At 60.5% G+C, this 14,749-nt stretch carries 15 protein-coding genes; 11 read left to right on the forward strand and 4 right to left on the reverse strand.

Translation table 11 applies throughout. From position 1 onward, the window contains the following. Positions 1 to 11 precede the first annotated feature (11 nt). From ASD36_RS22385 to ASD36_RS22405, 5 genes are all read left to right on the forward strand, one after another. The gene (locus ASD36_RS22385) at positions 12 to 965 is read left to right on the forward strand and encodes an acetyl-CoA carboxylase carboxyltransferase subunit alpha (RefSeq protein WP_060506426.1); all 954 of its coding nucleotides are present in this window, start codon (positions 12 to 14) and stop codon (positions 963 to 965) included. A gap of 202 nt (positions 966 to 1,167) precedes the next feature. Next, positions 1,168 to 2,838, forward strand: a complete 1,671-nt coding sequence (locus ASD36_RS22390) for a L,D-transpeptidase family protein (protein WP_347360140.1) — start codon at positions 1,168 to 1,170, stop codon at positions 2,836 to 2,838. Continuing rightward, the gene (locus ASD36_RS22395) at positions 2,838 to 3,068 is read left to right on the forward strand and encodes a sulfurtransferase TusA family protein (protein WP_060506428.1); all 231 of its coding nucleotides are present in this window, start codon (positions 2,838 to 2,840) and stop codon (positions 3,066 to 3,068) included. Before ASD36_RS22390 ends, ASD36_RS22395 begins: the two co-directional genes overlap by 1 nt. Before the next feature lie 171 nt (positions 3,069 to 3,239). Next, a complete protein-coding gene (locus ASD36_RS22400; RefSeq protein WP_060506429.1) occupies positions 3,240 to 3,662 on the forward strand; it encodes a YciI family protein in 423 nt (140 codons plus the stop codon). A 71-nt stretch (positions 3,663 to 3,733) separates the two neighbouring features. Next, positions 3,734 to 5,014, forward strand: a complete 1,281-nt coding sequence (locus ASD36_RS22405; RefSeq protein WP_060506430.1) for an RNA polymerase sigma factor — start codon at positions 3,734 to 3,736, stop codon at positions 5,012 to 5,014. Here ASD36_RS22405 and ASD36_RS22410 read toward each other — a convergent pair. Genes ASD36_RS22410 through ASD36_RS22420 form a run of 3 tightly spaced genes read right to left on the reverse strand, consistent with a single transcriptional unit; the run spans position 5,011 to position 8,067 of the window. Next, positions 5,011 to 5,766 carry a DUF930 domain-containing protein gene (locus ASD36_RS22410; RefSeq protein WP_060506431.1) on the reverse strand — a complete coding sequence of 252 codons (756 nt, stop codon included), beginning with the start codon at positions 5,764 to 5,766 and terminating at the stop codon, positions 5,011 to 5,013. The two genes, ASD36_RS22405 and ASD36_RS22410, sit on opposite strands and share 4 nt — an antisense overlap. Positions 5,767 to 5,786: 20 nt before the next feature. After that, complete coding sequence (locus ASD36_RS22415; RefSeq protein WP_060506432.1) at positions 5,787 to 6,944, reverse strand: GTP-binding protein; 1,158 nt, start codon at positions 6,942 to 6,944, stop codon at positions 5,787 to 5,789. A 28-nt stretch (positions 6,945 to 6,972) separates the two neighbouring features. Continuing rightward, positions 6,973 to 8,067: a D-alanyl-D-alanine carboxypeptidase family protein gene (locus ASD36_RS22420; protein ID WP_082512300.1), complete on the reverse strand. Its 1,095-nt coding sequence runs from the start codon at positions 8,065 to 8,067 to the stop codon at positions 6,973 to 6,975. A 171-nt stretch (positions 8,068 to 8,238) separates the two neighbouring features. Between ASD36_RS22420 and ASD36_RS22425 the strand changes: the two genes are divergently transcribed. The 4 genes from ASD36_RS22425 to ASD36_RS22440 all read left to right on the forward strand — a co-directional run bounded on the left by ASD36_RS22425 (position 8,239) and on the right by ASD36_RS22440 (position 11,463). Next, positions 8,239 to 9,402 (forward strand): M20 aminoacylase family protein, encoded by a 1,164-nt coding sequence (locus ASD36_RS22425; RefSeq protein ID WP_060506594.1) that lies wholly within the window; start codon positions 8,239 to 8,241, stop codon positions 9,400 to 9,402. 69 nt (positions 9,403 to 9,471) lie between these two features. Then, positions 9,472 to 9,936 carry an Lrp/AsnC ligand binding domain-containing protein gene (locus ASD36_RS22430; protein ID WP_037099784.1) on the forward strand — a complete coding sequence of 155 codons (465 nt, stop codon included), beginning with the start codon at positions 9,472 to 9,474 and terminating at the stop codon, positions 9,934 to 9,936. A gap of 153 nt (positions 9,937 to 10,089) precedes the next feature. Then, positions 10,090 to 10,941 carry a 3-deoxy-8-phosphooctulonate synthase gene (kdsA, locus tag ASD36_RS22435; RefSeq protein ID WP_060506433.1) on the forward strand — a complete coding sequence of 284 codons (852 nt, stop codon included), beginning with the start codon at positions 10,090 to 10,092 and terminating at the stop codon, positions 10,939 to 10,941. A gap of 159 nt (positions 10,942 to 11,100) precedes the next feature. Next, a complete protein-coding gene (locus ASD36_RS22440; protein ID WP_060506434.1) occupies positions 11,101 to 11,463 on the forward strand; it encodes a hypothetical protein in 363 nt (120 codons plus the stop codon). A gap of 68 nt (positions 11,464 to 11,531) precedes the next feature. On the opposite strand, the gene ASD36_RS22445 is transcribed toward ASD36_RS22440, so the two are convergent. Further along, entirely contained in the window at positions 11,532 to 12,572 is a 1,041-nt protein-coding gene (locus ASD36_RS22445; protein ID WP_060506435.1) for an NAD(P)-dependent alcohol dehydrogenase, read from the reverse strand. Positions 12,573 to 12,792: 220 nt separating this feature from the next. Between ASD36_RS22445 and ASD36_RS22450 the strand changes: the two genes are divergently transcribed. Both ASD36_RS22450 and ASD36_RS22455 read left to right on the forward strand, forming a co-directional pair. Further along, positions 12,793 to 13,731: an AraC family transcriptional regulator gene (locus ASD36_RS22450; protein ID WP_060511839.1), complete on the forward strand. Its 939-nt coding sequence runs from the start codon at positions 12,793 to 12,795 to the stop codon at positions 13,729 to 13,731. 223 nt (positions 13,732 to 13,954) lie between these two features. Beyond that, positions 13,955 to 14,743, forward strand: a complete 789-nt coding sequence (locus ASD36_RS22455) for an ABC transporter permease (protein WP_244482364.1) — start codon at positions 13,955 to 13,957, stop codon at positions 14,741 to 14,743. Positions 14,744 to 14,749: the final 6 nt, after the last annotated feature.

Raw genomic sequence — 14,749 nt, forward strand, 5'->3', positions numbered from 1 at the left:
AAACGCATCACATGCACAATTATCTCGATTTCGAAAAACCAATCTCCGATCTCGAAGGCAAGATTCACGAGCTGAAGAAGATTGCCAGCGAGGACGAGAGCATCGACACGGCCGACGAGGTCGAGCGTCTGGAAGTCCGCGCCCGCGAGGCGATGGCCGAAATCTATTCCAAGCTGAACCCCTGGCAGAAGACGCAGGTTGCGCGCCATCCGCAGCGCCCGCACTTCCAGGAATATGCCGCCAATCTGTTCACCGAATTCACGCCGCTCGCCGGCGATCGGAAATTTGCCAATGACGAGGCGATCCAGGCTGGTCTGGCGCGCTTCCGTGGCACCCCTGTCGCGGTCATTGGCCAGGAAAAGGGCAACGACACCAAGTCGCGCATCAAGCACAATTTTGGTAGCGCCCGTCCCGAAGGTTACCGCAAGGCGATCCGCGTCATGGAAATGGCGGACCGTTTCGGCCTGCCGCTGATCACCCTGATCGACACCGCCGGCGCCTATCCCGGAATCGGCGCCGAAGAGCGCGGCCAGGCGGAAGCTATCGCCCGTTCGACGGAAATGTGCCTCAACATGCGCGTTCCGATCGTCTCCGTCGTCATCGGCGAAGGCGGTTCCGGCGGGGCGATTGCCATTGCCACCGGCAGCCGCGTCTATATGCTGGAGCATTCGATCTACAGCGTGATCTCGCCGGAAGGCGCTGCCTCTATCCTCTGGCGCGACTCGACGCGTGCCAAGGAAGCTGCGACCAACATGAAGATCACCGCCGAGGACCTGAAGTCGCTGGGCATCATCGACGGTATCATCGGCGAACCGGTCGGCGGCGCACATCGTGATCCCGATGCCGTGATCGAGAAGACCGGCACGGTCATCGCCGACGCACTCAAGGAGCTTTCGGGCCGCACGGGCGACCAGCTGCGCTCCGACCGCCGCCAGAAATACCTGGCCATCGGGCGTCAGCTCTAATCACATTTGCCGGTTTTGGACAGTCCAGAGTGAAAACGGAGCGCGCGGTCCAACCTTGGCCATATTCGTGCGCTCTGGAACGCTTGCGGTAAGGCGCTTTTCTAGGGTTAATATTTTGTGAAGTATAAGGGAATATTGATTCCCTGTGGACTGCCGAAGCGGGAACGCCACGTTCGACAATTTTCTTGATGGACCTATGCCGATGCGTTTGACACATCTTGTTGCCACAGCCGCCATCGCTGCGCTGCTCGCGAGCTGCACCGCCAATGAGGCGATGGACACAGTCGACGTCGACCTGAAGAAGGTTTCCAGCAAGGTCAATTACCAGCTCTCCGGCAAGATCGTCCAGAAGATGCAGGCAATGAGCATGGCGAAGGACTCGCCGATCATGCTGCGCATCTTCAAGGAAGAAGGCGTTCTCGAAGTCTGGAAGGCCAATACGTCCAACCGTTTCGAGATGCTGCGCCAATACAAGATCTGCGCCTGGTCCGGCAAGCTCGGCCCCAAGGTCAAGGAAGGCGACCGTCAGGCGCCAGAAGGGTTCTATCCGATCTCCCCCGGTCAGATGAACCCGAATTCCAGCTATTACCTCGCGATCAATACCGGCTTCCCCAACCGTTACGACCAGGCCAACGGCCGCTACGGCACCAATCTGATGATCCACGGCGCCTGCTCCTCGTCCGGCTGCTACTCGATGACCGACGAGCAGATGCAGGAAATCTTTGCGCTATCGCGTGACGCCTACAAGGGCGGCCAGCAGGCAATCCAGCTGCAGGCCCTGCCCTTCCGCATGACTGCGGAGAACATGGCGCGCCACAAGAACAGTCCGAACATCGACTTCTGGAACATGCTGAAGCCCGGCTATGACCAGTTCGAGATCACCAAGCGGCCGCCGGAAGTCAACATCTGCGAGAAGAAATACGTCTTCAACCAGCAGACCGACGGTAAATTCTCGCCGACCGGTCAATGCCCGGCGCTGTCGACGCCAGCGGCAATGCAGGGCGCACTGGCGAGCTACAACAAGAAATACAACGACGACTACGCCAAGGCGACGAAGAAGCTTGACGGTCTGGTCTGGTATGAGCCCACTGAGGCCGAGCGCAAGGCGATCGTCGCCAAGCAGCGTGTCGGCAAGGAACTGGCTTACGCACCGACCGGTACCTCGCTCGACGCCGGCAAGCTGATGAAGGTTGCCGATCTCGAAAAGCAGGAAGCCCGCCGGGCCGAACTGGAAGAAGCCAAGAAGGCGATCGAAATCCAGCAGGCCGAGCTCGCAAAATCCACCCGCGGCGGCAAGAGCGTGCCAGTACCGGCCGAGAACCCGTTGCCGCGCCCGGTTGAGACGGCATCTGTCGGACAGGCGGCGGCCAAGAAGGGTTTCTGGGGAGGCCTGTTCTCCAAAAGCGCTGATAACGCGCAACAGCTGCAGCCAGCCGCTGCCGCACCTGTCGATACGGCCCAGCAACCGGCAATCGTAGCTGCAGCCCGGACAAACGGCGCGGAAGCCGTGCAGAAACCGTTGGAAGCCGCAAAACAGGGAGCCGCCACAATCCAGACTGCTCCTGTGGCCGAGCAAATTGCCGAGCCGGCGCCTGCAAAGAAGGGGTTCTGGGGCAGCCTGTTTGCAAAGGGCGGCAATGGCGCCCAGACATCTCAGCCTGCAGCCGTGACGGCCGCCAACGTTGCCGTTCAGCAACCTGTCGTCCAACAGCAGGTCATAGCCTCGACAAAGCCCGCCGCCACCGAAACGGCGAAAAAGGCCACGGAAACTGCCGCACAGACAGTGGCCAGCACCGAGGTTGCGCCAATCGCCGAGCAGGCCGTTGCCGAGCAGTCGAAGAAGCGTCCGTTCTGGAAACTCTGGGGCAATTGATGCCTGACAGCCTGGTCTATGACCTCAAGGGGCTGAAATGCCCCTTGCCGGTCTTGCGAACCCGCAAGCGCATGCTGACCGTTGCTCCTGGCACGCTGATCACGGTCGAGACGACCGATCCGCTTGCCATCATCGACATCCCGCATTTCTGCAATGAAGACGGCCACAGCCTGGAGCAATCCGAGACGCTGGCGGGCGGCCATCGTTTCGTCATCCGCAAGAAGGCTTGAGCGCTACCGCTTGGCCTCAAACCCTGTCTGGCGGCCCGCCCCATGCTATCCTGCCGATCGCGTTCTGAAAAATTCTTCAAAAAAATTTGAATTGATGTCGATCGGACCACAACTCGTTCGTCGTATGATCAGGAAGGCCAATCCGGCGTCCTTCACCCAAGGGAGAATACGATGCGTGTCATGGTTATTGTAAAGGCGACGAAGGACAGTGAAGACGGCATCATGCCGACGACCGACCTCTTGGAAGCCATGGGTAAATACAACGAGGAACTGGTCAACGCCGGCATCATGATGGCCGGAGAAGGCCTGCATCCCTCGGTCAAGGGCAAGCGGATCGCCTTCGATGGGCCAAGCCGTACCGTTATCGACGGCCCTTTTGCCGAAACCCGCGAGCTGATCGCCGGTTTCTGGCTCTGGGAAGTCAAAGACATGGCGGAAGCCATCGAATGGGCCAAGCGTTGCCCGAACCCGATGCTTGGACCAAGCGAGCTGGAAATCCGCCAGGTGTTCGAAGCAGCCGATTTCGGCGAGGCGTTTACGCCGGAACTGGCCGAGCAGGAAGAACGTCTGCGCGAAAAGGCAGCCAAGCGCTAAAACCCGTCAAGCTGCGTCAAGCCGCCCCCCCCCGCTTGACGCAGGCCTTGCTCCTCGCCTAAGCGGGATGCATGGCAGTAAACGAAACGCATCACGCGATAGAGACTGTTTTCCGGATCGAGCAGGCCAGATTGATCGGCGGCTTGGCCCGGATGGTCAGGGATGTCGGCCTTGCCGAAGAACTGGCGCAGGACGCGCTGGTGATCGCCCTGTCCGAATGGCCGAAAACCGGTGTCCCCAAAAATCCGGGCGCCTGGCTGATGGCAGCGGCCAAGCGGCGGGCCATTGATGGCTTTCGGCACAAGAAGATGCTCACCCGCAAACATGCCGAAATCGGCCGCGACCTCGAAGACGAACGCGATACCAGCGTCGAGGATGTGGAAGCTGCACTGGACGACGATCTCGGTGACGAACTGCTGGGGCTGATCTTCACGGCCTGCCACCCCGTCCTGTCGGCGGAAGCGCGTGCAGCACTCACCTTGCGGCTGATCGGCGGCCTGACAACCGACGAGATCGCCCGCGCCTTTCTCTCCAATGAAGCGACCATCGCCCAGCGGATCGTGCGGGCCAAGAAGACACTCGGCAATGCCGGCCTGACCTACGGCGTGCCGCGCGGGCCTGAACGCAGGGAACGCCTGTCATCGGTTCTGGAGGTGATCTACCTGATCTTCAACGAGGGCTATGCGGCTACCACCGGCGAGGACCTGATCCGTCCTGCCCTGTGCGCCGAAGCCCAGCGTCTCGGCCGTATCCTCGCCGGCTTGCTGCCGGGCGAGCCGGAAGTGCTGGGCCTGCTCTCGCTGATGGAAATCCAGGCTTCCCGCCTCAACGCCCGCACCGCCCCGGACGGTTCACCGATCCTGCTGACAGAGCAGAACCGCGCCCATTGGGATCAGTTGCTGATCCGCCGCGGGCTTGCTGCCCTTGAGCGCGCCGAAGCACTCGGCGGCGCCAACGGTCCCTATGCCCTGCAGGCGGCGCTGGCGGCTTGCCACGCCCGCGCCCGCAAGGCGGAGGACACGGACTGGCAGAAAATCGCCGGGCTCTACGACACGCTGCGCGAAATCATGCCGTCTCCGGTGGTCGACCTCAATCGGGCGATCGCACACTGCATGGCTTTCGGACCGGAAACAGGCCTCGCGCGCCTCGATGAAATCGATCCCGCAGCGGGCTTGCACGCCTATGCTCCCCTGCCGGCAGCACGAGGCGATTTCCTCTTTCGCGCCGGGCGGCTGGATGAAGCCAGGGTCGAATTCGAGCGGGCGGCAAATCTTACCCGCAATGCTCGTGAAAAAGCGTTCTTTCTCGGCCGCGCTGCCGCCTGCGGCCGTGGAGCCGTTCGCGCCGGCTAATCCGCAGGGCCATCGTCAGCCAACAGGTTGTGTTCGGCCCAGTCGCCTTTCGGAATCTCGCTGCCAACGGCAAAGGCAAACGACACGACCTGCTTCAGGTCCGGGGTCACCTCGCAGTTGAAGCCGATATTATACCAACGGCCTTTGCTGCGAAACGCGCCGCCATGGGCCGTCAGCTTTTGTCCGGAAAATTCGGTATCCGCCATCGCATAGGCAACCAGAAAATCCGGTTTCAGCGCCGCTTCCCAGAGATGGACCTGTTCCATCGCTTCGATATTGCAGAGCTGGACGATGCGCTCGGACGGTGCCAATTGCCCAAGCGTCTTGCGCGCCTTGGCGCTGCGCGGATCGGCCAGAACCTTTGCCGACCGCAGATGTGTTGCCTGAACCATGACGGGTGCTTGCGCAGGTGGCCGGTCCGTCGGCAGCTTGGCAAAATCTGGCGCGGGGCTTTCGGTTGATGGCTGAGACGACGCATCGTCCACGAGCTGAGGCAAGGGCTCAGCCGGGATTTGTGCCTCGGCAACCGGCGCCCTGCTTGCGGCTTCAAACTGTTGCGGCGTCAGAACATCGACACTGACGCTCTCTTCCGATGAAGGCCCCTGCGGGCGCGGCGCTACCGCGAGAAGGAGAGCAAGCCCGATCAGCAGGTGGAAGCCAAGAGAGGCGCTGACACTCCAGCCGCCGGGGCGGCTGGCAGCAGAGGCTGGCGCCCGCATGTTGCCGATGACTTCGCCCGCCTCGAGAAACATGCCAGCCCCTTGCCGGTGTGTTACATCCTGAGCCCGGGCACCGCGAGCGGATTGTCTTCCAGCGCCTGCCGGTCCGGCCGGTCGATACGCGGCTTGCCGGTGAAGGCGTCGAAGAGATCGCGCACGAACGCTTCCGGCAGGTCCTTGGTGATCAGCACCATGCGGGTGCGCCTGTCGGACGGGTCGGGCCAGGCCGCCATGCGCTGCGGCGTATGAAACACCGTCTGTACGCCGTGCAGGATCAGCGGCCTGTCCGGATTGTCCGACATCGAAACGATCGCCTTCATCCGCAACAGCTTTTCACCATGGGCGGAGCGCAGGAGGTCGACGAACATTTCCAGCGCCATCGGATCGATCGGCCGGTCATGCACGAGGCTGAACGAGCGGATATCGGCGCCATGCCGGTTTTCATCATGGTGGTGGTGATCGTGATGATGGTCATGACCGCAGTTTTCATGGCCACAATGGTCATGGTGATCATGATGGTGATCGTGGTCTGCCACCGCCTCATCCTGCAGCCAGCGTCCAACATCGGCGATCTTGGTTGCCGGGTCGTAGAGCCCGCAATGAAAGAGTTCGGCTTTGCCCGCTTCAGGCAGATCGCCATCGATCATCGGCGCGCGTGGATTGAGCGCTCGCAACCGCGCCTTCAGCGTGATCACCGCATCCGGCGTCGCAAGCTGCATCTTGCTGATCACCAGCCGGTCGGCCATCGCTACCTGCTTGACCGCCTCTTCGTGATGATCGAGCGTCGACAGACCATTGGCCGCATCGACGACGGTAACGACGCCATCGAGCCGGAAGCTCTGGGCGATGACCGGATTGCCCATCACCGACTGCAGCACCGGCGCCGGATCGGCAAGACCGGTGGTCTCGATAACGACGCGCTTCAACGGCTTGATCTTGCCGGTCTGCATCCGGTCCATCAGATCGGCCAGCGTATCGACCAGTTCGCCACGCACGGTGCAACACAGGCAGCCATCCGACAGCTCGATGATCCCGTCGCTCGATGCCTCGACGAGAAGGTGATCCAGCGAAACGTCGCCGAATTCATTGATGATCACGGCGGTATCGGTGAGATCAGGATCCTTCAGCAGCCGGTTGAGCAGCGAGGTCTTTCCCGCACCAAGAAAACCGGTGAGGATCGACACCGGCACGGCGTTCAAAACAGGGCTCATGGATTTATCCGATCAGTATGCGGGATGCTCAGAAGACGGGACGCGGAACCGGGACCGGCACATTGGCGACATCGCCCTGGGCGGCCTCCGTCTGTGCCTTGCCCTTGACGTCAGCCGCCTTCTCGGTGCCCGGGATAAGCCCGGCGGCAACAAGGTTCAGCGGACGGTTGATCTCGTGGATATAGGGCGACAGCAATTTCTGCCGGCCACCTTCGTCACGGTTTTCCGAACGCACCTTGGCAGCCTTCGGATTGCAGATTTCCTTGCTGACATCGGCGACCATGTCGCGGGTCTCGCCATAGGGCGCGATCTGGCCAAGGCCCGGCTTGCCGCCGCCGCTCGAGGTCAAACCGAGTTGAAGCAGTCGCGCCGACTCGTCCGCCCGCCCGCCAAGACTGTCTGCTCCGAGAACGACAGAGACGACCGCACGGCCATTGCGCGTGGCGGAAGAAACCTGATTGAAGCCCGAAGCGCAAATGAACCCGGTCTTCATGCCATCGGCACCATCGAAGCGGCCGATCAGCATGTTGAAGTTGGGATAATTCTTCTTGCCGGTGGTAAAACCCTCATAGGCGAAATACGGCGCGTATTCCGGAAACTCGCGCTTGATGGTGATCGCCAGAACCGCAAGGTCCCGCGCCGTCGTATACTGACCGGCACCCGGCAATCCGTTCGGGTTGATGAAATGCGACGAGGTCATGCCGATCCGCTTGGCTTCGGCGTTCATCTGGTTGACGAAGGCGGGCTCCGAGCCGGCGACTGTCTCGCCGATCGCGACCGCAATATCGTTGGCCGACTTGATCAGCATCATCTTCAATGCGCTGTCGAGCGTGACGGCCTGTCCGGGCTTGTAGAACATCTTGCTCGGCGGTTCGCCCGCGGCGTTTTTGCTCATCACCACCGGGGTTTCGAGCGTCAGCTGGCCGGATTTCAGGGCGCGGAAAGTCGTGTAGGCGGTCATCAGCTTGGTCAGCGAGGCCGGATACCATTTCTGGTAAATTTCCCGCTGCTCGTAGACCTTCAGCGAACTGACATCGACAACCAGCTGCGGATTGGCAGCACTTGGCAGGGTGGCAGAAAGCAGCGACGCGCAGGCGCCCGTCAGGACTGCGAATAACTTCAACGCGCCAGTCTTGCGAATTCCAGTTGTCACATCAAACCTCGAAATTTCGGGAATTGCCTCGTATCGTCCGGCTATTTAACCTATATGGCGAGGAGATGGCAAAGACCATTCTTTGTGCCGATGCCGAATATCCCGTATCCCATGCCCGCAATGGACCCACAGGAAGCCAAAATGCCTATTCTGAACCGCGCAGCAGAGCTCCAGACCGAAGTCACTGAATGGCGCCGCCATCTTCACACCAAGCCGGAACTGCTGTTCGCCGTCGAAAATACGGCAGCTTTCGTCGAAAATAAATTGCGCGAATTCGGCGTTGACGAAGTCGTGACCGGCCTTGGCCGCACCGGCGTCGTCGGCCTGATCAAGGGCAATCTCGGCGAAGGCCGCACCATCGGCATGCGCGCCGACATGGATGCGCTGCCGATGACCGAAACCAGCGGCAAGCCATGGGCTTCGACCACGGCGGGCAAGATGCACGCCTGCGGCCATGACGGCCATACCGCCATGCTGCTCGGCGCTGCAAAATACCTCGCAGAGACACGCAATTTCAAAGGCGCGGTCGCGGTGATCTTCCAGCCGGCCGAAGAAGGCGGCGCCGGTGGCCACGAGATGGTCAAGGACGGCATGATGGAGCGGTTCGCCATCGAGGAAGTCTACGGCATGCACAACATGCCGGGCATGCCGGTCGGCCAGTTCGGCAGCCGTGTCGGCCCGATCATGGCCTCGACCGATGAATTCAACATCACCATCGATGGCCGCGGCGGCCACGCCGCTCAACCGCATAAGACGATCGACCCGATCGTTATCGGCTCTCAGATCGTCAACGCGCTGCAGACCATCGCCTCGCGCACCGCCGATCCCCTGGCTTCAGTCGTGGTCTCGGTCACCAAATTCAACGCGGGCTTTGCCCATAACATCATTCCAGAGCAGGCCATCCTTGCCGGTACCGTGCGCACGCTGATGCCGGAAATGCGCGACATTGCCGAACAACGGATCAAGCAGATTTCCGAGAACTTGGGCGCCGCCTATGGCGCCAAGGTCAAGGTCTCCTATGCCCGCAACTATCCGGTCACGGTCAACCACCGCGAAGAAACCGGCCATGCGCTTTCGGCGGCGGCAAACATCGCGGGCGAGAATCAGGTATCGGGCGATCTCGATCCGATGATGGGTGGCGAGGACTTTTCCTACATGCTGCTGGCCCGTCCGGGCGCCTTCGTCTTCATCGGCAATGGCGATACCGCCGGTCTGCATAACCCGGCCTATGACTTCAACGATGAGGCAATCCCGCACGGCATTTCCTATTGGGTGAGGCTCGCCGAAATGCGGCTGGCGGCCTAAGCTGCTTTCGCCATTGAAGACATGGCGCGCAGATGGGTTTTTGCGCGCCGAAGGGTTTGGAGGCATCCCATGCATGAAATAGACAAGATCGACCGCCGGATCCTCAACATCCTGCAGGCGGATGGCCGGATTACCAATCTGGAACTGGCCGACCGCATCGGGCTTTCCCCCACGGCCACCAGCGAGCGGCTGCGCCGTTTGCTGAAAGAGGGTTATGTCTCCGGCTTCGGCGCCCGGCTCGACCCGCACAAACTCGGCTTCGGGTTGCTCGTCTTCATCGAGGTGATGCTGGACAAGACGACGCCTGAAGTGTTCGACAAATTTGCCGAGGCGGTCAAACAGGCACCCTCCGTGCTTGAATGCCACATGGTGGCCGGCGGCTTCGACTATCTCGTCAAGACGCGCTTCGAAGACATGAACGCCTATCGCAATTTCCTTGGCCAGGTGCTGTGGACCTTGCCGGGGGTCAAGGAAACGCGGACTTACGCCGTCATGGAAGAAATCAAGAACGACGGGCCGCTGCCGCTGGGCTGATATGCGCCGGCGCCGCCGTCCCGTTCCTCAATCTCAAATTGCAGCCTTCGCGAAATTCCATATTGTGCGCATCTGCGGTGATCAGAGGTGTGATTCTCGCTTCAATCCACAGAGTGCCGGCGCACCGCTGTGCCGTGCAAGGGAAAGTCGACCATGGCCGTAGCTCACCTGAAACACTGGAACATATCGTTTGGCGAGGGCCAGCCTTTGGCCGTTATCGCAGGGCTGAATGTTCTTGAAAATCTGGAGCTGGCACTGGGGGTCGGGCAGCACCTGAAGGCGGTGACGGCCGATCTCGGCTTGCCTTTCGTGTTCAAGGCAAGCTTTGACAAGGCAAACCGCTCCTCGAACGCCAGTTACCGAGGTCCTGGGCTGAAAGACGGCCTCGCCATGCTTGCGGAAATCAAGCGAACCTTGAATGTGCCGATTGCCACGGACATTCACGAAATCGACCAGGCAGAGGCGGTTGCCGCCGTTGCCGATCTGGTTCAAATTCCGGCGTTCCTCTGCCGCCAGACGGATCTGATCGTTGCCACCGCCATTGCCACGCAGCGTGCCGGTGGCCTGCTGCACGTCAAGAAAGCCCAATTCCTCGCTCCATGGGATTGCAAGAACATCATCGCCAAGGCGCGGGCGGTCGCGCCGGATCTCCAGATCGTCTTGTGCGAACGCGGCAGCTCCTTTGGCTACAACAATCTGATCGTCGACATGCTGGGTATCGCCGAAATGCAGCGCCTCGGCGTTCCGGTGACGATCGATGCGACCCATTCGGTGCAATTGCCGGGCGCCGACCCCCGCACCAACGGTGGTTCGACAGGTGGGCGCCGCGAGGGTGTTCCCATCATCGCCAAGGCGGCCGTGGCGGCCGGTGCCAATGGCGTGTTCCTCGAGTTCCATCCTGACCCTGACCGTGCGCTTTGCGACGGGCCAAGCTGCCTGCCGCTCGACACGGCTGCAAGCCTGCTTTCGACCCTGCGCGCGGTGCACCGGGCGGTGCGGAGTTAGCGCGGCGGCCACACGACGGCGGCCATCTTCGTGATGAAATCTGCCGATCTGGGGCTCCCCCGCGCACCAATCAGCACAATTTTGGTTCTTTTCAAACGGCCCTGATTGCGCATAGGCTCAAGTGCAGCTCGATCATCGAGCATTGCTTTGAGGGGTTAGATGAAAAAGATCATTTTCGCCGCAGCACTCGCGCTTGAGGCCGCGACCACTGCGCATGCGCAGACTGTCAACGCCGGAAAATACACGGTCGAGGGGACCAATCTTGATGGATCGAGCTATTCCGGCACGGCTGAAATAACGCTCGCCAGCGAAACCACCTGCGTGATCGAATGGGAAACGGCAGGCGTGAAGTCGACCGGTGTTTGCATGCTCAACGGCAACGCGTTTGCGGCCGGCTATGTCTTGGAAGACGCGCTGGGTCTGATCGTCTACAAGGTCAACGGCGATGGTACGCTGGATGGCAAGTGGACGATTACCGGCAAGGACGGCTCCGGCACGGAAGTTCTGACCGAAGTTAAATAGTCCGCCTTTTGGTGGCAGGACAATGAAAGGTCGGCAAGTCGAACCTGCCGGCCTTTCGTTTGAATGGATTACAGTGTCGCCATGTCGATGACGAAACGGTAGCGCACGTCGCTCTTGATGACGCGCTCATAGGCTTCGTTGACCTGATCCATGCGGATCAATTCGATTTCCGAGACGATATTGTGCACGCCGCAGAAATCGAGCATTTCCTGGGTTTCCTTGATCGAGCCGATCATCGAGCCGGCAATCGAGCGGCGGGACGGAACCAGCGAGAACGCATGGACCGGCACCGGCTTTTCCGGAATGCCGAGCAGCACCAGCGTGCCATCAACCTTGAGCAGGCCGAGATAAGCGTTCCAGTCGATCTCTGCCGACACGGTGCACAGGATGAGGTCGAACGTTCCTGCCAGTTTCGTGAAGGTCTCAGCGTCGGCGGTCGCGTAATAATGATCGGCACCGAGCTTCAGGCCATCTTCTTTTTTCGACAGGGACTGGCTGAGCACAGTGACATCCGCGCCCATCGCGTGGGCCAGCTTGACGCCCATATGGCCAAGCCCGCCCATGCCGACGATAGCCACCTTCTTGCCCGGGCCAGCGCCCCAGTTGCGCAGCGGGGAGTAGAGCGTAATGCCCGCACAAAGCAGCGGTGCCGTTGCCTCGAAGGGCAGGTTCTCCGGGATGGAGAGGACATAACCTTCCTTGACGACGATAAAATCGGAATAGCCGCCCTGGGTGGGTGTCTTGCCGTCGGCTTCGACGCTATTATAGGTGCCGACAAGGCCGGGCATATACTGTTCCAGGTCGACATCGCGGCTGGCGCAGGTGGTGCAGCTATCGACGAAGCAGCCGACGCCAACCCGGTCGCCGACCTTGAATTTTGATACTTTCGAACCTACAGCCGTAACGATACCGGCGATCTCATGGCCGGGCACCATCGGGAATGCCGAATTACCCCACTCGTTGCGGGCCTGATGGATATCCGAATGGCAGATGCCGGAATACTTGATGCTGATGACGACGTCGTCCTCGCGGGGTTCGCGCCGTTCGAATGTGAAGGGCTGCAGCGGCTTCGACGCATCCGTCGCCGCATATCCTCTTGCCAGGGCCATGGATCACTCCTTTATCTGATGAAGCGGGGATGTGATGGAAGCACAGATCGCCTCTCCCCGGAAGCATACTGGCAGATCGCACAGACAGAACGTTAGAGCAATCCTGCAAGATTATTGTACGATCCTGCAAAACATGTCGCCGCGGTTTTGCAAATGCACGCAGGAGGACTAACTTCCGGTGTGCGAGACACAATCTAAATAGCTGGAAAGACTTTCGATTATGACAGCTTCACGAACCCCACGCAGTCAGGAACTGATTGATCTTATTGCCCGTTTCGCCAAGGAAGATGGCGATCACCCAACGGCCATTCCGGGCGTCAGCGTGCATCGTCGCTCCGGAACCGGCACAAAATCCTGCGGCTCCTACAGACCGAGCCTGGCGTTGATTGCCCAAGGCGCAAAACAGGTGGTGCTCGGCGACGACGTCTATCGCTATGGCGGCGCCGATTATCTGCTGACCTCGATCGACCTGCCGGTCACCACGCAGATCGTCGAAGCCTCGGAGGACAAACCCTATCTGAGCGTGATGTTCGGCATCGATACCACGCGCATATCCTCGCTGCTGGAACACGCCGGCAGCGGCGGCACCCCTGCCCCCTCCGCACGCGGCATGACCGTGAGTTCGATGACAGTGGAACTGGAAGACGCGGCCATACGACTTCTCAAGCTGCTGGATCGGCCGGAAGACATACCGGCTCTGCTGCCACTGATCGAGCAGGAGATTATCTACAGGCTTTTGACCGGTCCTCAGAGTGCGCGCCTGCGCCAGATGGCAGTGACCGAAAGCCAGTCACACCAGATCAGCCGCGCCTGCGTCTGGCTGAAGGAACACTACGCCCTGCCCCTCAAGATCGAGGAACTGGCCAGCCGTGTCAGTATGAGCGTCTCCTCCCTGCATCATCACTTCAAGGCAATCACTGCCATGAGCCCAATGCAGTATCAGAAACAGCTGCGGCTGCAGGAAGCCCGCCGGCTGATGCTGGAAGACATGCTGGATGCAGGCTCTGCCGGCCATCAGGTCGGCTATGAAAGCCAGTCGCAGTTCAGCCGCGAATATGCCCGCCAGTTCGGCGAACCGCCGCTACGCGACGTCGGCCGTGTCCGACGCAGTCTGATGGACCGCTTGACCCGCGGCATGGAAATGTTGAGCGAAGGGTGAAGAGCGGGCGAAGTGCCAATCCTCGTGCTGCTACCTGCGGCTCCTGCGGGAGCCTGTGTTTAAGACACTCCTCCACTTCGACACCTAGACATCACGCACGTCCTGGCGCAAGGCGATTACAGACACAAGGTCCACGAAACGCGGTGGTGGTACGGCCTTGCCGAGGACCATTTGAACCCAAGTGATTTTGTTGAAGCGATTGCCTTTTCCAGCCAGAAAGCCCGTGCTGCATAACCTGGCCCCCCGGTTATTGGTGCGGATTGCGGGTTTCCTCATCCTCATCGTGGCTTGGCAGCTTTATGTCATCCTCGCTGGCGTACCAGCCTACATTTTGCCAAGCCCGCTCGCCGTGGCCAATTCCATCGTGACCGATTGGCCGATACTGGCGCCGGCTCTTTGGGTCACCACGAAAACGACCCTGTTCGGACTGATCCTTGCGGTCATCGGCGGGGTCGGCGCTGCGGTGGTTCTTGTTCAGGCCCGATGGGTCGAAACACTGTTCTCCCCGCTCATCGTGACCCTTCAAGTCACACCGATCGTCGCGATCGCGCCACTGATCCTGATTTACGCACCGTCGCCACAAATCGCTCAACTCATCTGCGCGTTTATCGTGACGTTCTTTCCGGTCCTTCTGAACACGCTTCAGGGCCTGAAAAACGCAGACCGGGATTTTACCGATTTGCTTCGAACATATGGTGCATCCCGGTGGCAGACGCTTCGTTATCTCGGCGTGCCATCGGCACTGCCGCATTTTTTCGCCGGCCTTAAAATTGGTGGCGGGCTGGCATTGATCGGTGCCGTGGTCGCGGAATTTGCGGCAGGCTCCGCCGGTGCGACGTCGGGGCTGGCATTCCGCCTGCTTGAAGCACAATACAGGCTGAACACCCCTCGCCTTTTCGCCGCCCTCGTATTACTTGCTTTGCTCGGCTACCTGATGTTCGAAATCACATCCCGTTTGTCCAGGCTGGCGCTGCGGCGGTGGCATCCAAGTGAAGCCGAGCGCGAAGGCTGAACCAGG

Source organism: Rhizobium sp. Root1334 (assembly GCF_001426665.1).
Lineage (GTDB): Bacteria > Pseudomonadota > Alphaproteobacteria > Rhizobiales > Rhizobiaceae > Pararhizobium.

Coding starts and splice junctions, on each gene's coding strand:
- kdsA (WP_060506433.1), top strand. CDS start 10,090: ATGGCCGTAGCTCACCTGAAACACTGGAACATATCGTTTGGCGAGGGC.
- ASD36_RS22405 (WP_060506430.1), top strand. CDS start 3,734: ATGGCAGTAAACGAAACGCATCACGCGATAGAGACTGTTTTCCGGATC.
- ASD36_RS22385 (WP_060506426.1), top strand. CDS start 12: ATGCACAATTATCTCGATTTCGAAAAACCAATCTCCGATCTCGAAGGC.
- ASD36_RS22400 (WP_060506429.1), top strand. CDS start 3,240: ATGCGTGTCATGGTTATTGTAAAGGCGACGAAGGACAGTGAAGACGGC.
- ASD36_RS22440 (WP_060506434.1), top strand. CDS start 11,101: ATGAAAAAGATCATTTTCGCCGCAGCACTCGCGCTTGAGGCCGCGACC.
- ASD36_RS22450 (WP_060511839.1), top strand. CDS start 12,793: ATGACAGCTTCACGAACCCCACGCAGTCAGGAACTGATTGATCTTATT.
- ASD36_RS22410 (WP_060506431.1), bottom strand. CDS start 5,766: ATGTTTCTCGAGGCGGGCGAAGTCATCGGCAACATGCGGGCGCCAGCC.
- ASD36_RS22415 (WP_060506432.1), bottom strand. CDS start 6,944: ATGAGCCCTGTTTTGAACGCCGTGCCGGTGTCGATCCTCACCGGTTTT.
- ASD36_RS22395 (WP_060506428.1), top strand. CDS start 2,838: ATGCCTGACAGCCTGGTCTATGACCTCAAGGGGCTGAAATGCCCCTTG.
- ASD36_RS22445 (WP_060506435.1), bottom strand. CDS start 12,572: ATGGCCCTGGCAAGAGGATATGCGGCGACGGATGCGTCGAAGCCGCTG.
- ASD36_RS22425 (WP_060506594.1), top strand. CDS start 8,239: ATGCCTATTCTGAACCGCGCAGCAGAGCTCCAGACCGAAGTCACTGAA.
- ASD36_RS22390 (WP_347360140.1), top strand. CDS start 1,168: ATGCGTTTGACACATCTTGTTGCCACAGCCGCCATCGCTGCGCTGCTC.
- ASD36_RS22430 (WP_037099784.1), top strand. CDS start 9,472: ATGCATGAAATAGACAAGATCGACCGCCGGATCCTCAACATCCTGCAG.